Source organism: Sphingopyxis flava (genome assembly GCF_900168005.1).
In the GTDB taxonomy this organism is placed as follows: Bacteria; Pseudomonadota; Alphaproteobacteria; order Sphingomonadales; family Sphingomonadaceae; genus Sphingopyxis; species Sphingopyxis flava.
Window position 1 is genome coordinate 155379 of record NZ_FUYP01000001.1, and the last position, 18280, is coordinate 173658.

General features: G+C 64.0%; 21 protein-coding genes and 1 tRNA gene. 9 read left to right on the plus strand and 13 right to left on the minus strand.

Going from position 1 to position 18280, the window contains the following annotated elements; all coding sequences use genetic code 11:
* Positions 1-45: 45 nt before the first annotated feature.
* Complete coding sequence (locus tag B5X69_RS00770) at positions 46-1404, minus strand: OprO/OprP family phosphate-selective porin (protein ID WP_079636931.1); 1359 nt, start codon at positions 1402-1404, stop codon at positions 46-48.
* A gap of 262 nt (positions 1405-1666) precedes the next feature.
* Here B5X69_RS00770 and B5X69_RS00775 point away from each other — a divergent pair, with 262 nt between their 5' ends.
* Entirely contained in the window at positions 1667-2227 is a 561-nt protein-coding gene (locus B5X69_RS00775) for a helix-turn-helix domain-containing protein (protein ID WP_079636757.1), read from the plus strand.
* 106 nt (positions 2228-2333) lie between these two features.
* Positions 2334-3512: a glycosyltransferase gene (locus tag B5X69_RS00780; protein ID WP_079636759.1), complete on the plus strand. Its 1179-nt coding sequence runs from the start codon at positions 2334-2336 to the stop codon at positions 3510-3512.
* Here the strand turns inward: B5X69_RS00780 and secF are convergent.
* Genes secF through yajC form a run of 3 tightly spaced genes read right to left on the minus strand, consistent with a single transcriptional unit; the run spans position 3509 to position 6493 of the window.
* On the minus strand, positions 3509-4483 hold the full coding sequence (gene secF, locus B5X69_RS00785) for a protein translocase subunit SecF (RefSeq protein ID WP_079636760.1): 975 nt from the start codon (positions 4481-4483) through the stop codon (positions 3509-3511). The genes B5X69_RS00780 and secF overlap by 4 nt on opposite strands.
* A gap of 15 nt (positions 4484-4498) precedes the next feature.
* Entirely contained in the window at positions 4499-6112 is a 1614-nt protein-coding gene (gene secD, locus B5X69_RS00790) for a protein translocase subunit SecD (RefSeq protein ID WP_079636762.1), read from the minus strand.
* Between the two features lie 51 nt (positions 6113-6163).
* Positions 6164-6493 (minus strand): preprotein translocase subunit YajC, encoded by a 330-nt coding sequence (gene yajC, locus B5X69_RS00795; protein ID WP_053553593.1) that lies wholly within the window; start codon positions 6491-6493, stop codon positions 6164-6166.
* A 278-nt stretch (positions 6494-6771) separates the two neighbouring features.
* Between yajC and B5X69_RS00805 the strand changes: the two genes are divergently transcribed.
* Positions 6772-6848: transfer RNA gene (locus B5X69_RS00805), tRNA-Pro, on the plus strand.
* 85 nt (positions 6849-6933) lie between these two features.
* Here B5X69_RS00805 and B5X69_RS22385 read toward each other — a convergent pair.
* Complete coding sequence (locus B5X69_RS22385; protein WP_425441482.1) at positions 6934-7305, minus strand: transposase; 372 nt, start codon at positions 7303-7305, stop codon at positions 6934-6936.
* 394 nt (positions 7306-7699) lie between these two features.
* Here B5X69_RS22385 and B5X69_RS00815 point away from each other — a divergent pair, with 394 nt between their 5' ends.
* Positions 7700-8812: a Fic family protein gene (locus B5X69_RS00815; RefSeq protein ID WP_079636766.1), complete on the plus strand. Its 1113-nt coding sequence runs from the start codon at positions 7700-7702 to the stop codon at positions 8810-8812.
* Between the two features lie 11 nt (positions 8813-8823).
* Here B5X69_RS00815 and B5X69_RS00820 read toward each other — a convergent pair whose 3' ends face one another.
* From B5X69_RS00820 to B5X69_RS00830, 3 genes are all read right to left on the minus strand, one after another.
* Positions 8824-8982, minus strand: a complete 159-nt coding sequence (locus B5X69_RS00820; protein WP_217699082.1) for a hypothetical protein — start codon at positions 8980-8982, stop codon at positions 8824-8826.
* A gap of 233 nt (positions 8983-9215) precedes the next feature.
* Complete coding sequence (locus B5X69_RS00825; protein ID WP_079636768.1) at positions 9216-9737, minus strand: GNAT family N-acetyltransferase; 522 nt, start codon at positions 9735-9737, stop codon at positions 9216-9218.
* A gap of 9 nt (positions 9738-9746) precedes the next feature.
* Complete coding sequence (locus tag B5X69_RS00830) at positions 9747-10043, minus strand: type II toxin-antitoxin system TacA family antitoxin (protein ID WP_079636770.1); 297 nt, start codon at positions 10041-10043, stop codon at positions 9747-9749.
* Positions 10044-10343: 300 nt separating this feature from the next.
* Here B5X69_RS00830 and B5X69_RS00835 point away from each other — a divergent pair, with 300 nt between their 5' ends.
* Positions 10344-10613, plus strand: a complete 270-nt coding sequence (locus B5X69_RS00835; RefSeq protein WP_342745767.1) for a single stranded DNA-binding domain-containing protein — start codon at positions 10344-10346, stop codon at positions 10611-10613.
* Positions 10614-10711: 98 nt separating this feature from the next.
* On the opposite strand, the gene B5X69_RS00840 is transcribed toward B5X69_RS00835, so the two are convergent.
* On the minus strand, positions 10712-11269 hold the full coding sequence (locus B5X69_RS00840) for a tyrosine-type recombinase/integrase (RefSeq protein ID WP_176141469.1): 558 nt from the start codon (positions 11267-11269) through the stop codon (positions 10712-10714).
* Between the two features lie 183 nt (positions 11270-11452).
* Complete coding sequence (locus B5X69_RS22390; RefSeq protein WP_425441478.1) at positions 11453-11614, minus strand: nucleotidyl transferase AbiEii/AbiGii toxin family protein; 162 nt, start codon at positions 11612-11614, stop codon at positions 11453-11455.
* Positions 11615-12043: 429 nt separating this feature from the next.
* Here B5X69_RS22390 and ybaK point away from each other — a divergent pair, with 429 nt between their 5' ends.
* Positions 12044-12517: a Cys-tRNA(Pro) deacylase gene (gene ybaK / locus B5X69_RS00845; protein WP_079636932.1), complete on the plus strand. Its 474-nt coding sequence runs from the start codon at positions 12044-12046 to the stop codon at positions 12515-12517.
* Here the strand turns inward: ybaK and B5X69_RS00850 are convergent.
* Positions 12514-13953: a sugar MFS transporter gene (locus B5X69_RS00850; protein WP_079636774.1), complete on the minus strand. Its 1440-nt coding sequence runs from the start codon at positions 13951-13953 to the stop codon at positions 12514-12516. The genes ybaK and B5X69_RS00850 overlap by 4 nt on opposite strands.
* A gap of 139 nt (positions 13954-14092) precedes the next feature.
* Positions 14093-15070, minus strand: coding sequence for an NADPH:quinone oxidoreductase family protein (locus B5X69_RS00855; RefSeq protein ID WP_079636775.1), 978 nt, complete (start codon positions 15068-15070; stop codon positions 14093-14095).
* A 72-nt stretch (positions 15071-15142) separates the two neighbouring features.
* On the opposite strand from B5X69_RS00855, the gene B5X69_RS00860 reads away from it, so the two are divergent.
* Entirely contained in the window at positions 15143-15712 is a 570-nt protein-coding gene (locus B5X69_RS00860; protein WP_245798493.1) for a glycoside hydrolase family 108 protein, read from the plus strand.
* Between the two features lie 53 nt (positions 15713-15765).
* Positions 15766-16179: a holin family protein gene (locus B5X69_RS00865; RefSeq protein ID WP_079636777.1), complete on the plus strand. Its 414-nt coding sequence runs from the start codon at positions 15766-15768 to the stop codon at positions 16177-16179.
* 65 nt (positions 16180-16244) lie between these two features.
* On the opposite strand, the gene B5X69_RS00870 is transcribed toward B5X69_RS00865, so the two are convergent.
* Positions 16245-17108 (minus strand): LysR family transcriptional regulator, encoded by an 864-nt coding sequence (locus tag B5X69_RS00870; protein ID WP_079636779.1) that lies wholly within the window; start codon positions 17106-17108, stop codon positions 16245-16247.
* 108 nt (positions 17109-17216) lie between these two features.
* Here B5X69_RS00870 and bla point away from each other — a divergent pair, with 108 nt between their 5' ends.
* Entirely contained in the window at positions 17217-18167 is a 951-nt protein-coding gene (gene bla / locus B5X69_RS00875) for a class A beta-lactamase (protein ID WP_139375605.1), read from the plus strand.
* The last annotated feature ends 113 nt before the right edge of the window (positions 18168-18280 follow it).

Genomic DNA, 18280 nt, shown 5'->3' on the forward strand with positions numbered 1-18280 from the left:
TGCGCGCGAAGATGTCAGAGGTTCAATGCCCCAAAGGAACGCGCGTCAAAAATCGATCTGCGTCCGCAGCCCGAAGGTTTCCGCTGAATAATCCCGCTCGCCCGTCGCCGCCGCGATGGGGCTATCGTTGATCCACAGCTTGCCAAAGTTGGCGGTCAGGCGAACAAAATCGATGGGCGCCCAGACGAGCGACAGCAGCATGGCTTGCTGGCGGCCGCCTGCCACCCCTTTGTCATTGAGATCGAGATAATCGTACCGCGCGTTCATTTCGACCGCGCCGATGCCGCCCTCGGTGATCGGCCGCAACGGTTTGAGCCGGTCAAAAGCGCCTTCCTTGTACCCGCGGCGGTCGCCGGGGGTCAGCACCGCGCCGACCTCTGCATAGCCACCGAACCACGTCGGATCGGCGGCAGCGCGCCGGCGCACGGTCTGCCAATAGGCCTCACCCGCCGCATGGAACGGCCCCGCAATCACCGCGGCCTCCAACCCCATGCCCCGCTCGCCCTTCGCCTCGATATCTCCCGTATCGATGAGGCGCACATCCGTTGTATGAGCAAAGGGCCGCGCGCGGTAGCGCAGTGTTGCCGCGGGATCACCGAGATCGCGCGAATGGAAGGATGCGCCAAGGTGCCATTGGACATCTTTTGTCTTCGGCATCCACACCGCGCGCGCATCAACGCTGACGCTGCGATTATCGTCGTCGAAGAGCTCGCGAGCGTTCGCCCCGAATACGCCGCCCTGCAGCAAAAGCGCCGCGCCCTTATATTGCGCCGACAGGCCAACCCGCCGTTCGAAGCCGAAGGCTTGCGAAAAGGCTGCCCGTTCCATTGCGCTGGTGAACAAGTCGCTCGTCATCTCGTCGAGCGACCAGAAAGGTTTGATCTGGCCCGCAGTCACCGACAGCGCCCCGGTTCCGTAGGTTAAATATACATCGGTAAGCTCGACCGCCTCGTTCGCGAAATCCGCTTCGACCCGGTAAGAGAAGCCGCCGGGAATCTTGCCATCGACGCCAAGATAGACGCGGCGAAACTCGGTTGCGGGTCCGCCGCGAATTCCGGTCCCCGCCGGTGCCTCGACGCTTGCGACGTCGAGCTGCATCCGGCCGCGCGGCTTGAAGCTCCATCCATGAGCGGTCTTGATCTCGGGCGCCCCATTCCACACGGTCTCGGCGGCAGACTTGTTCGCCTCCTGCGGTGCAGGATCCGACGGCGAGGCCGATGCGCCCGCTGGCGCCAAGGGTGCTGAGCCAAGCCGGGCCTCGATCGCGTCGACCTTGGCGCGCAGCGATGCAAGCTCGCCGCGCAGCGCAGCCGCCTCCTCGGCGCTCATCACTTGCGCGCGCGCGCCGGCGGGCATGGCGAGCATCGTTGTTGCAAGCATGGTGGCGGTCAGGCGTTTGCGCATGGGCTGGGCTCCGTTGGGATAAGTCGCCATCGGCTGTTATGGCCGATCGGTGACAGATGCACGTCAATTGGATGACATTTTAGTGACAACCGTCTTTTGCGCGCGATTGCTTTGAGGCTCCGACGCGCCAGGGTCGACCGAACCTCAAACGATACGCTCCGGGCACCCATGAGCGATCATGAGACTCCTTGCGAGGTCCGGGACTTGACATTGGATCATATAGTAAGACACTAAGAACCATATTGGTTATGAAAGTGGTGCGATGATCAACAGCATTCGCGCGGTGCGCAGAGCCAAAGGGCTTACGCTGGAGGAAGTTGCGCTGCGCTGCGACCCTCCAACGACCGCCCAGACGATCGGTCGCCTCGAAACAGGCACCCGGACATTGTCGCTTGGCTGGATGAACCGCATTGCCAAGGCGCTCGCGGTCGATGCGGCTGAGCTCGTCCGGCTTCCGCAAGATACCCAGCTTCGCATCACGGCCTTGCTCGGGGCCGACGGGGCCTATGCCCCCACACGCCCCGAGCAGGCGCTCACCGCGCGCGCGACCGAGGATATGATAGCGGTGCGCGTCGCATCATCGGTGGGCGATTATCGCGCGGGCGACGAAATCTGGTGCCGCCGTATGGAAGGCGACTGGTCGAGCGCGCTCAACCGCGACCTTCTTGTTCCCCGCCCCGCTGGCCGCTACGTCTTCGCGCGGCTCCTCAACGTCGACGGCGAAAAGCTCCACCTGCTCCCCCCTGGAACCGGTCAGCGGCAGCAGGTGGTCGGCAACCCGCCATGGGCGGCAGTGGCGGTGCGCCTCATACGAAACCTCTGATTGGCGTTCGACCGCCCTGAGCTTGCTGACGGGTTGCCCTTTCCTCGAGCCGAGAAGGAAATGCAGTGCTTCGACAGGACCGGTACGGTGCGATGAGCGACGGGGCATGACGTCTCCCCTCCGCATTCTCTCGATCGCGACGCTCTTTCCCGACGCGACGCGGCCCAATTTCGGACTATTTGTCGAAAAAAGTCTGCGCGCGCTCGCCGCTCAGCCGGGCGCCGAGCTGACCATCGCCGCGCCGGTTGGCCTGCCGCCCTTCCCGGGCTCGCTGCACCCCCGTTACCGGGCGCTGCGCGCCCTTCCGCGCAAGGAAGTGTGGGATGGTCTCATTGTCCATCGCCCACGCTTCGCGCTGATCCCGCGCTACGGTGCACGCTTCAACCCGGCGCAAATCGCGCGTGCGGTTCTCGCGGCAGTGCGCGGTGACCAGTTCGATGTCATTGACGCACAATTTTTCTATCCCGACGGCCCCGCCGCCATGCGGGTCGCCGCCGCCCTCGACCTGCCCTTTTCGATCAAGGCGCGCGGCGCGGACATCAGCCATTTCGGCCATGACCCCGCGAGCCGGCCGCAGCTACTTGCCGCCGCCCGGCGCGCCGCAGGACTGCTCGCCGTTTCGGATGCGATGCGGCGCGACATGGAGGCTATCGGCATCGACCCCACGAAAATCGCGCTTCACTATACCGGCGTCGATACGGCGGTCTTTTCACCAGGCGATCGCGCCGCCGCGCGTGCCGCGCTCGGCATGGGTGAGGCTCCGGCAATCGCAACCGTCGGCGCGCTCATTCCGCGCAAGGGGCAGGCACTGGTCATCGAGGCGCTGGCAGACCTGCCGGGCGTTCAATACTGGCTCGCGGGTTCGGGCGAAGAGGAAGGCCGTTATCGGGCCCTCGCGCAGCGGTTGGGCGTTGCAGACCGCGTGCATCTGATGGGTCCTGTCGCCCAGGCCGATCTGCCCCAGCTGTATCGCGCCGCCGACGCCGTCGTCATGCCCTCAGCGAGCGAAGGCCTTGCCAACGCCTGGGTCGAGGCGCTTGCTTGCGGGACGCCGATCGTGATCAGCGATGCGGGCGGGGCGGCCGAGCTCATTACCTCGCCCAAGGCCGGCCGCATCGTCGAGCGGAGCCCCGCCGCGATCGCCGACGCGGTCGCGGCGATCCTCGCCGACCCGCCGCTGCCCTCCGCTGTTGCCGCAACCCTTGCCGGGCGCTTCAACTGGGAGCGCAACGGGCGCGAACTGGCCGAGCATCTCCGCCGCTGCGCCGGCCGGTCGGGCGGCTAGACCACCGCGCCGTCGTCCGAGCGCGTGACGCGCTCCGCGCCGCCCTCGGCCGTGCGGGGAACGAAGCTGTGCGGACCGACCTTCAGCCAGACGAGCACCGGCGTCGACATCAGGATCGACGAATAGGTTCCAACGAAGACGCCGAGGAGCATCGCGGCCGAAAAGCCGAAGATCACGTCGGGGCCGAAGATCACCAGGACCGCGAGCGCGAGCAGCATCGAAACGCTCGTCATCACCGTACGCGCCAGCGTCTCGTTGATGCTGAGATTGAGCAGCGGGATGATCTCCATCTTGCGGTATTTCTTCAAATTCTCGCGCACCCGGTCATAGACCACGATCGTGTCGTTCAGCGAATAGCCGACGATCGTCAGCAGCGCCGCAACGCTGTTGAGGTCGAACTGGATCTGCGTCACGGCGAAAAAGCCGAAGGTCAGCGCGACCTCGTGGAACAGGCGGCCCATCGCGCCGACACCAAACTGCCATTCGAAGCGAACCCAGATGTAGATCGAGATAGCCAGCATCGCGAGCCCAAGGCTGAGCGCACCGGTGCGCAGCAGCTCGCCCGACACCTTGCCCGACACGGTCTCGACCGCGCCGGTTCTTGCGGTCGGAAAGGCCTCCTTGATGCCCGCGACCAACTGCTGGCCCGCGCTGTCGGCGGTGACATTCTCGCCTTCGGGAAGCAGGGTGCGGATCGACACCGCCTTTTCCGAGCCGAACTGCTGGATCGTTGCCTCGCCGAGGCCGACATTGCTGACCGCTTCGCGAATGTCTTCGATCGGCGGCATTTCGGCGGGAAACTCGACGCGGACCGATTGGCCGCCGACGAAATCGATACCGAGGTTCAGTCCGCGCACCGCGACCAGCACGATCGAGAGGAGCACGAGCAGGAAGCTCGCCGCCGAGGCGAACTTGCGCCACCTTAGAAAGTCGATGTTCGTGTCGTCGGGGACGAGTTTGAGCAAGCGCATCCTTCGCTCCCTTCCTTAAATCGTGATCGCCGCGGGACGCCGGGAACGCAACCAATGGGCTGCGAACATGCGCGTGACGGTAACCGCGGTGAAAACGCTGGTGATGATGCCGATGGTCAGCACCACGGCGAAGCCCTTGATCGGACCCGAGCCGAACCAGAACATCAGCGCGGCTGCTATGACGTTGGTGACATTGGCGTCGAAAATCGCGCGGCTCGCTTCCGAATAGCCGAGTTCGACGGCCTGGAACGGACGGCGCCCACGTTTGAGCTCCTCGCGAATGCGTTCGTTGATCAGCACGTTGGCGTCGACCGCCGCACCGATCGTCAGCACGAAACCGGCGATACCGGGAAGCGTCAGTGTCGCATTGAACGCGCCCATGATCGCAATGATCAGGAAGATATTAAAGATGAGCGCGATATTCGCATAAACGCCGAAGCGGCCGTAGACTATGATCATCAGCGTCAGCACCGCGACGGTCGCGATTATGCCTGCGATGACGCCCTTTTCGATCGAATCGGCGCCGAGCTCGGGGCTGACCGTGCGCTCTTCGACCACCGCCATTTTCACCGGCAACGCGCCCGATCGGAGCGAAATGGCAAGCGCGTTTGCGCTCGCGACGGTGAAATTGCCCGAAATTTGTGCGCTGCCGCCCAAGATCGGTTCATTGATCGAAGGAGCCGACAGCACTTTTCCATCAAGGACCATCGCGAAGCGCTTGCCGACATTCTGCTGCGTCACGCGGGCGAAGGTGCTCGACCCGCCCGAATCAAAACGGATCGTGACGACCGGAAGGTTCGACTGCGGATCGTAGCTTTGCCGGGCGTCGATCAGCTGTTCGCCGCTGATCATAACCTGCCGGCTCAGCACCTCGAAGGCTGCGCCGCTCCCCTCGCCTTCGGCATAGGGAACGATCTCGCTTCCCACCGGCACCCGCCCAGCGGCAGCTTCAGCCGGGTCGGCGTTGGCGTCGACCATGCGGAACTCAAGCCGCGCGGTCTTGCCGATCAGTTCCTTGAGCGCTTGCGGGTCCTGGAGCCCCGGAACCTGGACCACGATGCGGTCGTTGCCTTCGCGAATAATCGTCGGCTCGCGCGTGCCGAGCGCATTGACGCGCCGGTCGATAATGTCGCGCGCCGTGTCCATCGCGCGGCTGATAGCCTGCGCCTGCCCCGCCCGGGTGGGGGTAAGCACAATCCGCGTCACGTCGACGATGTTGATGTTCCAGTCGCGCTGGCCCGTCAGCCCCGCCCCTTGCGTTTCGCGAAACAATCTCTCGCGCGCCTCGTCGATCTGCGCCTGATCACGAACGAGGAAGCTGATCTGGTTGCCGGAGCGGCGCAGTTCGCCAATCGCGATATCGTCATCAGCGCCATGCTCACCGCGCATTGCGGTGCGCACGGTCTTTTCCATGTTGGCAAGCTGCGTCTTTTGAAGGTCGGCAAGATCCGCCTCGAGGAGCAGGTGGCTGCCGCCCGCGAGATCGAGCCCGAGATTGACCTTCGTCTGCGCAAAGCCCGGCAGGCTGTTGAACGCCTTTTCGGGTAGGAAGCTTGGAATGGAAAAGAGGATGCCAGCCAAGAGGATAAGGCTGATGCCGATGGTCTTCCAGCGAGGAAAATCGAGCATAGGGTGGTTCCGGTTCGAAGAGGGCGGGCCCTGAGACGGGGCCGCGCCGCGTCAATCGTTGGCGGGCTTCGCGCCGGGCTGAAGAACGTCCGAAAGCGTTGACTTCACGACCTTGATCTTCACGCCTTGCGCGATCTCCACATCGACAAAATCATCGTCGACGCGCGTAACCTTGCCGACAATGCCGCCGCCTGTAACGACCTGATCGCGCGGTTTCACCGCCGCGACCTTGGCGCGATGCTCCTTCATGCGCACCTGCTGCGGGCGGATGAGGAAGAACCAGAAAACAACGAAGATCAGCAGATAGGGGACCAGCATGATGAAGCCGGCCGCCCCGCCCCCTGATCCGGCCGCCTGGGTCAGAAGCAAGTTTGTCGACATGAATGAAAGTCTTTCCGTTGGAAGCGCGGGCCATTCCAGGTAGGAAGGGCGCGCAGAAAATATGGCGCGGCGCCTATCATGCAGGAAAGCACGGCGCAACCAATGGCTGTATGGCCTCCCCCGACAGGCTTTGGGAAAATGGGGTTCCGGCGGCCGAGGTCAAGGCGCCCCCGAACGATCTGCTTCGCCGCCGCCCCTACCATGCACGCTTTGCGCAACAGAGCCTTGCATCCCCCGCGCAGCCGCGCTAGGTGCCTCGCCTGCCCAATCGGGCCGGTCGGGACGTAGCGCAGCCTGGTAGCGCATCACACTGGGGGTGTGGGGGTCGGAGGTTCGAATCCTCTCGTCCCGACCAATTTCAAACGTGTCCAGCCCGGACACATAGGTGACGTTTCGTACCGGAGACAGGCTCTTCCCCGTTAACGGGGGATGAGGGTGGATCAGACCCGATTGATGACGCCATTCCAACCGCAAAGAGCGAGCACGCGCAAGCGGTAGTTGTGAAAGTTGCGGAAGCCGAACGCGCGGCGCGAGATCATCTCCATCTTTGTGTGAAAGCCCTCGGTGATTCCATTGTTCCTGGAAAAGCGCCACATGCGCGCGACGGGCTCGAGCCAGCTGGTCAGGGTATCGGCGAGGGACTTGAGGGGGCTGGCGGCGACCTGATCGATCAGCACTCCAACGAAATCTGCGCGCTGGAAGATCTCAAAAGTCTGATCGCAAATGGGGACATTGCCTGCGAGGAGCGCTTGCCCGACGGAACGGTGAAGCCTTTGACACCGAAGGCGCGATCCGCGTTCCTTGCAGATCACGGCTCGTTCCTCGTTGTCAGCCGCGACCAGTCGCTTTGGAAGTGCAGCCCCATCGGCCAATCCCGCTGAGCGCCTTCGCGCCGACAGCAAGGCGGCCAATTTGATCGATCAAAAGTCGGTCTATGTCCGGGTCTCACGGGCACGGGAATCGGTGGCGATCTACACCACGACCGAGCAAAGCTGGTTTCAGCGATCAACGAGCGCGCGGGATTGGTGCAAACAGCGTTACGCGGGGCGGCAATTGAGGCGCCCGCCGCTGGAAAAAACGGGTTAAAGTGCCATCCCCTCACGTGATGCGGAGATTAGCAAGCATATTCACCGCATATAGCGCGGAGATTACTCTTGCCAAATGCGGAGAATAGCCGCTATAAGTGCCGCAGAAAGTGCGGAGATTATGCCCTACGTCCACGAACGCAACGATTGGCCCGAGTTCCGCTGGGATGATGCTCTGCTTGCCGCCAAGCTGGCAGCAGTGCGCCACCGGCAAGGGCGATTGATCGGGCGGATGGAAGCCATCGGCTTTTCGCTGCGCGAGGAGGCCATGCTCCAGACGCTGACCGAAGACGTGATCCAGTCGAGCGAGATCGAGGGCGAGCACCTCGATCGCGAACAGGTCCGTTCCTCGATTGCCCGCCGTCTCGGCATGGACGTCGCCGGGCTGGTCCCCAGCGAACGCGATGTCGAAGGCGTCGTCGAGATGATGCTGGATGCGACGCAGCGTTATGCCGAACCGCTTACCGACGAGCGCCTGTTCGGTTGGCACGCTGCGCTATTCCCAACGGGGCGCAGTGGCATGGCCAGGATCGCTGTCGGCCAGTGGCGCGGCGATGCCGCCGGACCGATGCAGGTGGTGTCAGGCCCCATCGGCCGCGAGAAGGTGCATTACAAAGCGCCTGCTGCCGACCGGCTCACTGGCGAAATGTCGCGGTTCCTCGCTTGGGTCGAGGGCGGAAATGCCATCGATCCGGTTCTCAAGGCGGCCATCGCGCATCTGTGGTTCGTGACCATCCATCCCTTCGACGACGGCAACGGACGCATCGCGCGTGCCATTGCAGATATGGCGCTGGCGCGCTCGGAAGGCAGCGCGCAACGCTTCTACTCCATGTCCGCGCAAATCCGCGCAGAACGTGGAGCCTACTACGACATTCTTGAAGCGACCCAGAAGGGCGACCTCGACATCACGCCTTGGCTGGCCTGGTTCCTCGACTGCCTCGACCGCGCGTTTGACGGGACCGAGCAAATCCTTGCTTCGGTGTTTCGCAAGGCCAGCTTCTGGGAAGCCCATGCCGCCACCGCCATGAACGCCCGGCAGCTCGCGATGGTCAATCGCCTGCTGACCGGGTTCGAGGGCAAGCTGACCACCTCGAAATGGGCCAAGATCGCCAAATGCTCACAGGATACCGCGCTGCGCGACATTGAGGAGTTGATCAGGAGCGGAGTGCTGGTCAAAGGTGAAGGCGGCGGCAGGAGCACGAACTACGTGATGGCGGAAGGTTCGAGCGGTTGACTGGGGCACCTTCAAACCCTCCACCGTTCTTTCAACCGCTCAACCGTCGTCCGCCATTTGGGCGTCGTCGGTTTGCAGACCGTGTTCTGGTTCCCGAACATACCGATTTCGTTGACGGCGTCCGCCAGCGGCACGGTATGCAGCCATTTCACGGAGACGAAATATTCCATCTTGTCCGGATCATCGGCAAATTCGCGATGGAAGCCTGATCCGCCGCCAGTTCCATCAATCGCAATGCATATTTGAACTTGCTGCGCATTGCTTCATCTTCGCTTCCGTCGGCGAGTCAGATCCGGGGTGCACAATGCTGGCACATCGTAGGCTTTTGTCCCCGAAATCACGTCGGCAGCGCGACTTCGGATTGCTTTGATCAGGTCCGGCGGAATATCGGTTGCTGCCAAGGTTATGCCGCCAAGGACGAAGATGCAGACCGCCTCGAGGCTGCAATATCGAGGATCGAACGAGCCAGCACCATCGGATCGTCCTTCGATGGCAGGAACCCTCGCCGTTGCCAGAAGGCCGCTGCGTCCTCATCGACCGCGTTGACAATCAGCGCTCTGCCCCCGATCAGGGTCGCACCCTGAACGCAGCGTAGCAGGGCGTGCTTGAGCAAGCCGGTGCCAATGCCCTGCCCGTGCCATTCCTGATCGGTCGCCAGTTGGCCCAGCAAAAGGCACGGAAGCGGATCGGGCGATTGTCCGGTGCGGATCGAACGCGGCAGGCTGGCGGGGACGACTGCGGTAGGTGCCAGGCCGTAGTAGCCCGCCACCCTGCCCGCGTCATGGACCACCATTACTGCCGTGAAGCCCTTCTTCTGGTTCGACAACGCGCGGGTCCGGAGCCAATTGTCGAGCGATGGCTTGCCGCATGCGAACTGCGAGAGATCGTGCGCTTCGCTGAGCGGTTCAGGTGCGGAAATCGGCACTTCGCTGAGCTATTCGGAAGCGGACTTGGGCTCCCAGGGCGCGGGGCGCTTAAGCAGCTCGACCATTTCGGGCACCGGCTTGGCCGGACGATCCAGCATATCGACGAAGGCGGCGAAGCCATCCGGAGACATGCGGATGACCGTGTTCTCCATGATCACTTCCTCGGCAGTCCGCACCGCCGCATCGCGCATGAATTCCGTGCGCGAGCGGCCACGCAGGCTGGCCGCGCGGTCGATGATCGCGATATCGGCATCGGGAAGCCGCATCGAAAGCGGATGATCCTTGCGCAGGGTCGAGCGAGCCATGGCTATTCTCCTTAGCCAGCACCCTACTTCAATGTAGCGCATTTTGCAATACATAGATGTCACCCACCCTGCGAAGCGTTCCGCGTGGCACTGCGCGAACCCGACGCGCCAACTCTGTCCTTGTTCAACGGACCCCTGGCCGTTTGCGCCGCCCTTTTGCGCGCAAGCAAAAAACCGGCGCGCGCCGCGCCTACGGTTTTCCATGGGGGGGAGCCTCCGTCTTTTCGCTTGCGCGCGGGCGGCGCGCGACCACTTCACGTCCGTCAGGACAGATCGCGTGGCACGATCAGGAGAAGCACAATGCAGAACATCGCCGAGTTCCACATTATCGGCCGCATCGGCAAGATCGACGCCGCCAGAGACGTCACCCACCTATCGGTCGCCACCAACTACAATCGCCGCGACGGCAACGAATGGAAGTCCGAACCCTACTGGAACCGCGTCACGCTGTTCGGCAAGGTCCGCAGCCGGACCGATAAGGCCGCGACGGCGACCTGGTGCGGATCACCGGACTGGTCCGCCAGACCAGCGATGAGTCCGAAGGCCCAACCACCTACAGCGTGGACATGATCGCGGCTTCGCGGTGCTCGCCAAGGCGAGCGGCAAGCCTGCTGACGAAGACGCCGGGGAGTGATCCCCGGCATGGCGGCGGCCCAAGGCCGCCGCCTTCAACCGACCAGCGACAAGACTTTCGCCCCACCCAGAGCTGCCTCACTGGCCTCATCGAGCACTTCGACGGCCTTCAGCTTGAACTCCGGCGCAAGGTGAGCGTAGCGAAGCGTCATCGTATAGTCGCTATGGCCAAGCAGTTCGCGGATGGTGTTGGGATCGACCCCGCCCATTGCCAGACGCGAGGCGAAATGGTGGCGCATATCGTGCCAGCGGAACTCGGTAATCTGTGCTTGCTTGAGCAGACGCCGCCATGACGAATTGGCGCGATCGAACCGCTCGCCGTGTTCGTTGACGAAGACAAGGCCCGACGTGTCCTCGCTTTGCGCGCGCCAGTTGAGCAGGACCGATGTGGCTTCGCGGTTGAGCGGGATATGACGTGTCCGCCTCGACTTGGCGGTTGCGCTCGTCACCGTCAGGATGCGCCGGTCGAGATTGACGTTCGACCAGGTGAGATCGAACAGCTCGCCCCGGCGACACCCCGTGTTGATCGACAGCAGGATCAGCGGCTTGACGTGATCGGCGAACACGAAATCGCGCAGGCTGGGGAGTAGCACATAGCCTCGCTCGGCTCGCCAATGGTTGGCAGTGTCGCGTTCGGCGCGGCGGCGCTCTTCCCGGTCCTCGATTGCTTTGCGCAGCCGCGTTTCCTCGGCTTCGCTGAGATAGCGGACCTTGAGGCAGTCATCGACCCGCGCCTTCCTGACTTGGCGAGAGGGCTCGCGGGAAGAATGCCCCAGTCAACGGCGAGATTGAAGGAGGCCTTGATCGAAGCGATCTCCCGGTTGGAGGTCGCGTTCGCGGGTGAGTCGAGGTGGTTCCTCAAGCCAGGTCATCAACAGCATCGCGCCCTTCAGCACGAAGCGATTGGCATGCTGCGACTCGCCGAGACGATAGAGCAAGCGTTCGAGTACGAAAACGCACGAGCAGGATGTCGAACGCTTGTCCGCTCGATTGGGCGAGGTTCAGCAACCGTGCGCGAACGGATGCACCCGAGCTGTTTACCCGCTTAGCCATTGGCGGTTAGCACCTCGAGATAAGGGCGCATGACCGTCCAGACGCGACCGCGCCGAGGATAATCGGCAATCGCCGCAGGACGAGCTTTCTGTTGGGGCGAGAGTATCGACCGCGATCAGTCCCCAATCTAGCGCGTGATTGAACGCCGCCTTGATCGAGGCTATGTCCCTGTTGATGGTCTCAAAGCTCAGACCGCGCTCGAGCGGCCTTTCACGCCAACGCTCCACATTCAGGCCGGTGATTTCGTCGAGCCGTATATCGATCAGGGAGTGACACGCCGCCGGGTCCATTCCCGTTCAATTGGGAGACGGCGCATGTCGCGGGCCACGCGGGCGACAAGGGCGCTCGACCAGGCGGGAATCGCCTTCACCATCCACAGCTATGATTATGATCCCTCGGCAGAGCGCGTCGGCCTGCAGGCATCCGAGGCGCTGGGCGAGGCGCCCGAGCGCGTCCTGAAAACCTTGATGCTGCGCGTGGACGGAAAGCCCGCCTGCGCGATTCTTGCCTCCGACCGCGAGGTGTCGATGAAAAAGTTTGCCGCCCTGCTCGGCGGCAAGTCGGCCGCGATGATGCCGGTCGCGGAAGCCGAGCGCGTCTCGGGTTACAAGGTGGGCGGCGTCAGCCCCTTTGGTCAGATGCGCCGGGTGCCTGCCGTCATCGACGAGGCCGCGCTCGCCCACTCGAAGGTCTATCTCAATGGCGGGCAGCGCGGGCTGCAGGTGCGGCTCGCCCCAGGCGATGCGGCAAGGTTGCTCAAGGCCGTGATCGCGCCGATCGCCGCCTAGGCGGCGGGTGAATCGGCAGCAGGCCGCCGGGCGTAGATGCCATAGGCCGCGATGACCGCGTAGCAAAGCGCTGGCAGCGTCAGGGCGAGCGCGAGATTGCCGCCTGCGGCATCGGCAAGCGCACCGGTGGCGACAGGCACGACCGCGCCGCCAAAAATCGCGACGTTGATGATACCCGACCCGTCCGCTGCACGATTGCCAAGTCGCTCGCTGGCGAGGCTGAAGATCGTCGGGAACATGATCGAGTTCATCAGCCCGGTCGCGAGCAGCGAATAGGCCGCGAGCCCCCCGCTGCTGTTCGCCGAAATCAGGATGAGAATGATGGCGCCCACCGCGTTGAAGGCGAGCAGCTTGCCGGGACTGATACCGAGATACATCAGGAGAGAGCCCGCGAAGCGGCCGAGCATGGCGCCGCCCCAATAGAAGAACACCATCCACCCGATGACTGCTTCAGGCTGTCCGAGCACGCGGTCCTGCGCCAGATAATTGATGATCAGCGACCCGATCGCGACTTCGGCGCCGACATAGAGAAAGATGCATAGCGCGCCGAAGCCAAAGCGTCGCCGCCTGAGAAGATCATTGCCGTAAAGCCAGACGACCGGCGCGAGCAGGATGAGCAGCAAGCCGATAGCCGCATTGACGCCAGTCGCAACGAGGGCGCCGCCGACGATCAGCGCGAGGCCCGCAAGATAGCGTGGCAGGCGGACGAGTTCGCCGCCCGACATGCTCGCCGCATCATGCGGCAGGCGGTTGCGGAACATCCACACCGCGGCCGCGACAACCGCGAGCGCGACCGCAATGCCGAGATAGCCGTTGACGATCGCCTGGCTTTCAGCGGTCCTGTAGGCGGCGAGCGCGGGGCCCGAGAGATCTTCGGCTTTAAGATCGACGATGCTGCCGAGGATAAGACCCGCTCCCACCAGCGGAAACAGCGTCGTCCCGAGCGAATTGAATGCCTGCGCAAAAGTGAGGCGGCTGTGGGCGGTATCAGGCTTGCCGAGAAGCGAAATCAGGGGGTTAGAGACGACCTGCACGATCACGACCCCGCTCGCCAGCACGAACAGGGCGAGCAGAAAGAGTTCGTAGATCGCGTTTTGCGATGCAGGGATGAAGAGCAGGCAGCCGACGAGCATCGCCAGAAGGCCCACGACGGCGCCGCGCATATAGCCGATCTTCTTGACGAGCTTTGCCCCTGGGATGCCGATCACCAGATAGGCGGTGAAGAAGCAGAACTGCACGAGCATCGCCTGCGTGTAGTTGAGCGTGAACAATTCCTTGAGCTTCGGAATGATCACGTCGTTGAGTGACGTGATGCCGCCGAAGATGAAGAAGAGGCCCATCACGAACAGGCGCAGTTCGGGCGCGTCGACATGGGCGCTGGCGTCCGAGCCGAGGCGCGGGTCGGTGCTGCTGGCGGTATCGGGCGCTAGGGCCATGATCGTCTCCCGGGAATTATCGCAACCGGCGCTTCGGCGCTCCTTATGGCGCGAAAGACTAGCTGCGCCCTGCGCCGCTGACCATCCGCAAATTTTCGCGCATAGCTATGCAGAAAAGCCGATGCGGGTGCCCGCAGGCTTAGGGCCGCAAGATCAGCTTCCCCACCGCCTCGCGCCGCTCGATCATCGCAAAGGCGTCGCGCCACTGCGCAAGGTCGAGCACGGCATGAACATGCGGGCGGATGCGTCCTTCGGCGGCGAGCGCGTCGATCGCCGCGAGATTCTGGACCCCGCGCTCGGGAAAGCGGCGCCCATATTCGCCCGCGCGCACGCCGACAACCGAAAAGCCTTTGATCAGCGGCATGTTCACCGAAATCTCGGGGATCCGGCCCGAGGCAAAGCCCACAACAAGCAGCCGCCCGTCAAAGGCAATGCAGCGCGTCGATTCGTCGAAGACGTCCCCGCCAACGGGGTCGAAGATGAGGTCGGCGCCCTTTCCGCCCGTGAGCGCCTTTACCGTCGCGCGAAAACCGGGCCGGGCCTCGATCACGGCGTCAGGGCTGTAGAGGCCAGCGATCGCCTCGCGCTTGGAGGAAGTGCTCGCGGCAGCGATCACGCGCGCGCCGAGCGCCTTCGCCAGATCGACTGCCGCGAGCCCGACGCCGCCCGCAGCGCCGTGCACAAGCACCCAGTCGCCCGCCGCGACGCGCCCGCAGCGCACGAGGCCGACATAGGCGGTGAGATAGGCGACGCCATAAGCGGCAGCTTCTTCCATAGGCATCGCCGAAGGCTTGGGACGGAGCGCATTTGCGGGGACGACGCAATATTCGGCCATCGCGCCGAGGCGATTCGCGCCGACCACCGCATCACCCCTCGCCCAGCCCTGAACATCGGCGCCCAAAGCATCGATCTCGCCCGCAAATTCAAGCCCCGGCACGAAAGGGAGTTCGGGCCTGAGCTGATAGGCTCCGCGGGTCATCAGCAAATCGGGAAAATTTACGCCCGCTGCGCAAACCCGCACACGCACTTCGCCGGGCCCGGGTTCGGGCACGGGCCGATCGACAAGCCGGCAGCCGCCATGGTCGGGCGCCAATTCGCTCACCTCCAATGCCCGCATCAAAAAACCCCTTTCCTACATTGTACCCATATGGTTCTTTCGATGAGAATGTCGAACCATAGGAGTAAATTCGTGCCACGATGCAAGCCGCCTCGCGTCGATCTCGTCGCCCTTGTGGAGGCTCTCATCGACCGCGAAGGACATTATGTAAACCACCCGGCTCACCGCGGCGGGGCGACCTGCTGGGGCATCGCCGAGGCCGTCGCCCGCGCGGCAGGCTATACCGGAGAGATGCGCGACCTGCCGCGCGAGACCGCTGCGTCCATCTATCGCGACGTCTACTGGCAAAGCCCCGGCTTCGACCGGGTCGCGCTGCGCGCGCCCCTCGTCGCTGCCGAGCTTTTCGATATCGCCGCTCACATGGGCACCGCGGTTGCCGCCAGCCTCCTCCAGCGCTCGCTCAATGCGCTCAATTGCGGCGCGCGCGATTATCCCGACATCGCGGTCGACTGCATGATCGGGCCGCGCAGCCTCTTTGCGCTCGACGGCTTGTTGGGGAGACGCGGCGCCGCGGGCGAGACCGTTTTGCTACGCGCGATCGACGCGTTGAAAGGCGAACGCTACATCGCGTTTGCGGAGCGCCGCCCGAGCCAGGAAATCTTTCTCTACGGGTGGCTCGCGAACCACCTTGCGCGTGGCTGATGGCGCACGCGCCCCGGCCCCAAAGGACAATATTTCAAGACAAGGACATCCCGATGAGCAGCATCGACGGCCTGATCGGCCCCGTCGCCAGGATTATCGACAAGATCATCCTCGACCCGGAGTCGCGCGACCGCGCCAAGCTTGAGCTTCTGAAGCTGGAAGACAGCCTCGAAATGGATGCGATCCGCACGCGCATGTCCGCGCTCCTCGTCGAAGTCAGCAGCTCCGACCCCTGGACGAGCCGCGCCCGGCCGAGCTTCCTCTACGTCATGTATATCCTTCTGCTCTGGTCCATCCCTATGGGGCTGATCACCGCCGTCAGCCCTGACACGGCCAGGGTGATCGCCGAAGGGATGAACGCCTATCTCGCTGGCCTTCCCGAACCGCTCTACGCGCTCTTCGCAACAGGCTATCTCGGCTACACCGCGGCGCGCGCGTGGGGAAAGGCGAAGGGTAGCGAGGCTTGAAAGCCTCGCCCAGGCAAAGCGCAGCCCCAAAAAAAGATGCGAGGCGCGGGGGCGCCCTTGAGGCCTCACGCGCCCGCCAGAAGCCACTCGGCAAAGGTCCGCTCGGCGGCGCGCTCGGCGCGCGCCAGCGGGCGCGTCAGCCAATAGGTTCCGACGTCAACCTCGCAAGCGAAGGGCTGGACCAGCCGCCCGTCGGCAAGTTCAGCCTCGAACATCGCGGCCGGTGCGAGCGCGACGCCCTCGCCCAGAAGCGCCGCCTGGATCATGATGATCGACGTATCGAACTGCGCCCCTCGCGCCGCGACCGCCGCTGCGCCTGCGGCAGCAAACCACGCCGGCCAGTCCTGCGCGCGGTAGGAGCGCAGCAGCGGCCAGCGCGCGAGGTCGCAAGGGTGGTGAAGCGTGTCCGCAATCGCGGGGATGCAGAGCGGCGTCATCGGCGCGTCCATCACGCGAAGCGCATCGACGCTGCGCCACGCGCCGTCGCCGAAGCGGATCGAGAGGTCAAGGCTGTCGGTCGAGGGTTCAGGCTTGTTGTTGTTGGTGAGCAGCCGCAGCTCGATATGAGGAAAGCGGCGGCGGAAATCGGGAAGTCGCCTGACCAGATGACCCGCAGCAAAGGTCCCGACGACCCCCACGGTCAGCACCTCGCGCGGCCCTCCGCCGCGCACGAGGTCGATCCCCTGCTCGATGCGCGCAAGCGCGTCAGCGACGGTCGGCGCGAGCCATTGCCCCTCGTCGGTCAGCAGCAGCCCGCGCGAGGTGCGATGGAAGAGGCTCTTGCCCAGCCAGGCCTCGAGCGCCTTGATCTGGTGGCTCACCGCCGCCTGGGTGACGAACAACTCCTTCGCCGCCTCGGTAAAGCTGCCCTGCCGCGCCGCCGCATCGAACGCGCGCAGCAGATTAAGCGAGATTTCGGTAATCGCCATGTTGCCTGCCTTAGAAAATCTAATGCCACTTCTGACCTATCCTCGCTTGGACGCAAGGCAGAAGCTGCCCAATATTTCCAGGCCACCCCGATCATGAGGAATCTCGCTATGACGATCGCATTGCTGTCACGCCGCCGCCTGCTTTCCCTCGCCCCTGCAGCAGGCCTTGCCGGGCTGGCTTTCGCTGCAGGCTGCACGCCAGAAGATCGCAAGGCTCCCGCCAGCCCGCCGGAGACGCCGGATCCCATTGCAGGGAGGCTTGCAGCGCTCGAACGCCAGGCGGGAGGACGGCTCGGCGCCCTGTTCCTCGATGCGGCGAGCGGACGGGTGACGGGACACCGGGCCGACGAGCGCTTCGCGCTCTGCTCGACCGTCAAATGGCCACTGGCAGCCGTGATTCTGAAGGCCGTCGATGCGGGGACAGTGTCGCTCGAGCAGCCCATTCGCTTTGGCAAATCCGACCTTCTCTCCAACTCGCCCCGAACCAGAGACAATCTCGCCAAGGGCAGCATGAGCGTTGCCGAGCTGCTCGAGGCGACCATCACCGTCAGCGATAATGCCGCCGCCAATCTGCTGCTGCCCCTCGTCGGCGGGCCCGAGGCGGTGACGCGTCAGTTTCGTGCCTGGGGCGACCCTGTGACGCGTCTCGATCGCGCTGAGCCAATGCTCAACCTTGTCGGCGAGGGCGAGGTGCGCGACACGACGACACCCGCCGCGATGGCCGCGCTGCTGCGCACCATTCTTCTTGGCGATGTGCTCAGCCATGCCTCGCGCAAGCGGCTGACCGACTGGGGCACGGCAACCACCACCGGCCCGAAGCGACTGCGCGCCGGTCTGCCCGCGTCCTGGCGGCTCGGTCACAAGACCGGCACCGCGATGGCGCCAGGCATGATGAACAAATATAATGACATCGCCATCGCCTTTCCTCCGGAAGGCGCACCGCTGCTTATCGCGGTCTATTATGAAGGACCTGTGGCCATCGGGACCATAAGGAGCGAGGACGAAGCCGTTCTCGCGGCGGCCGGGAAGCTGGCAGCGGAATGGGCGCGCGGAACCTAATTCTTGGCCGGGTTCCAAGGGCAGCGGCGCCTCGAGAGCGCGGCAAGGCGGCGCTCACACAAGCCGGCAAGGTAGCAAGCAGGTGCCGGGCAGCCTCAACAGGGACCAGGGCG

Coding starts and splice junctions, on each gene's coding strand:
- B5X69_RS00770 (WP_079636931.1), bottom strand. CDS start 1,404: ATGCGCAAACGCCTGACCGCCACCATGCTTGCAACAACGATGCTCGCC.
- B5X69_RS00775 (WP_079636757.1), top strand. CDS start 1,667: ATGATCAACAGCATTCGCGCGGTGCGCAGAGCCAAAGGGCTTACGCTG.
- B5X69_RS00780 (WP_079636759.1), top strand. CDS start 2,334: ATGACGTCTCCCCTCCGCATTCTCTCGATCGCGACGCTCTTTCCCGAC.
- secF (WP_079636760.1), bottom strand. CDS start 4,483: ATGCGCTTGCTCAAACTCGTCCCCGACGACACGAACATCGACTTTCTA.
- secD (WP_079636762.1), bottom strand. CDS start 6,112: ATGCTCGATTTTCCTCGCTGGAAGACCATCGGCATCAGCCTTATCCTC.
- yajC (WP_053553593.1), bottom strand. CDS start 6,493: ATGTCGACAAACTTGCTTCTGACCCAGGCGGCCGGATCAGGGGGCGGG.
- B5X69_RS00815 (WP_079636766.1), top strand. CDS start 7,700: ATGCCCTACGTCCACGAACGCAACGATTGGCCCGAGTTCCGCTGGGAT.
- B5X69_RS00820 (WP_217699082.1), bottom strand. CDS start 8,982: ATGGAATATTTCGTCTCCGTGAAATGGCTGCATACCGTGCCGCTGGCG.
- B5X69_RS00830 (WP_079636770.1), bottom strand. CDS start 10,043: ATGGCTCGCTCGACCCTGCGCAAGGATCATCCGCTTTCGATGCGGCTT.
- B5X69_RS00835 (WP_342745767.1), top strand. CDS start 10,344: ATGCAGAACATCGCCGAGTTCCACATTATCGGCCGCATCGGCAAGATC.
- ybaK (WP_079636932.1), top strand. CDS start 12,044: ATGTCGCGGGCCACGCGGGCGACAAGGGCGCTCGACCAGGCGGGAATC.
- B5X69_RS00850 (WP_079636774.1), bottom strand. CDS start 13,953: ATGGCCCTAGCGCCCGATACCGCCAGCAGCACCGACCCGCGCCTCGGC.
- B5X69_RS00855 (WP_079636775.1), bottom strand. CDS start 15,070: ATGCGGGCATTGGAGGTGAGCGAATTGGCGCCCGACCATGGCGGCTGC.
- B5X69_RS00865 (WP_079636777.1), top strand. CDS start 15,766: ATGAGCAGCATCGACGGCCTGATCGGCCCCGTCGCCAGGATTATCGAC.
- B5X69_RS00870 (WP_079636779.1), bottom strand. CDS start 17,108: ATGGCGATTACCGAAATCTCGCTTAATCTGCTGCGCGCGTTCGATGCG.
- bla (WP_139375605.1), top strand. CDS start 17,217: ATGACGATCGCATTGCTGTCACGCCGCCGCCTGCTTTCCCTCGCCCCT.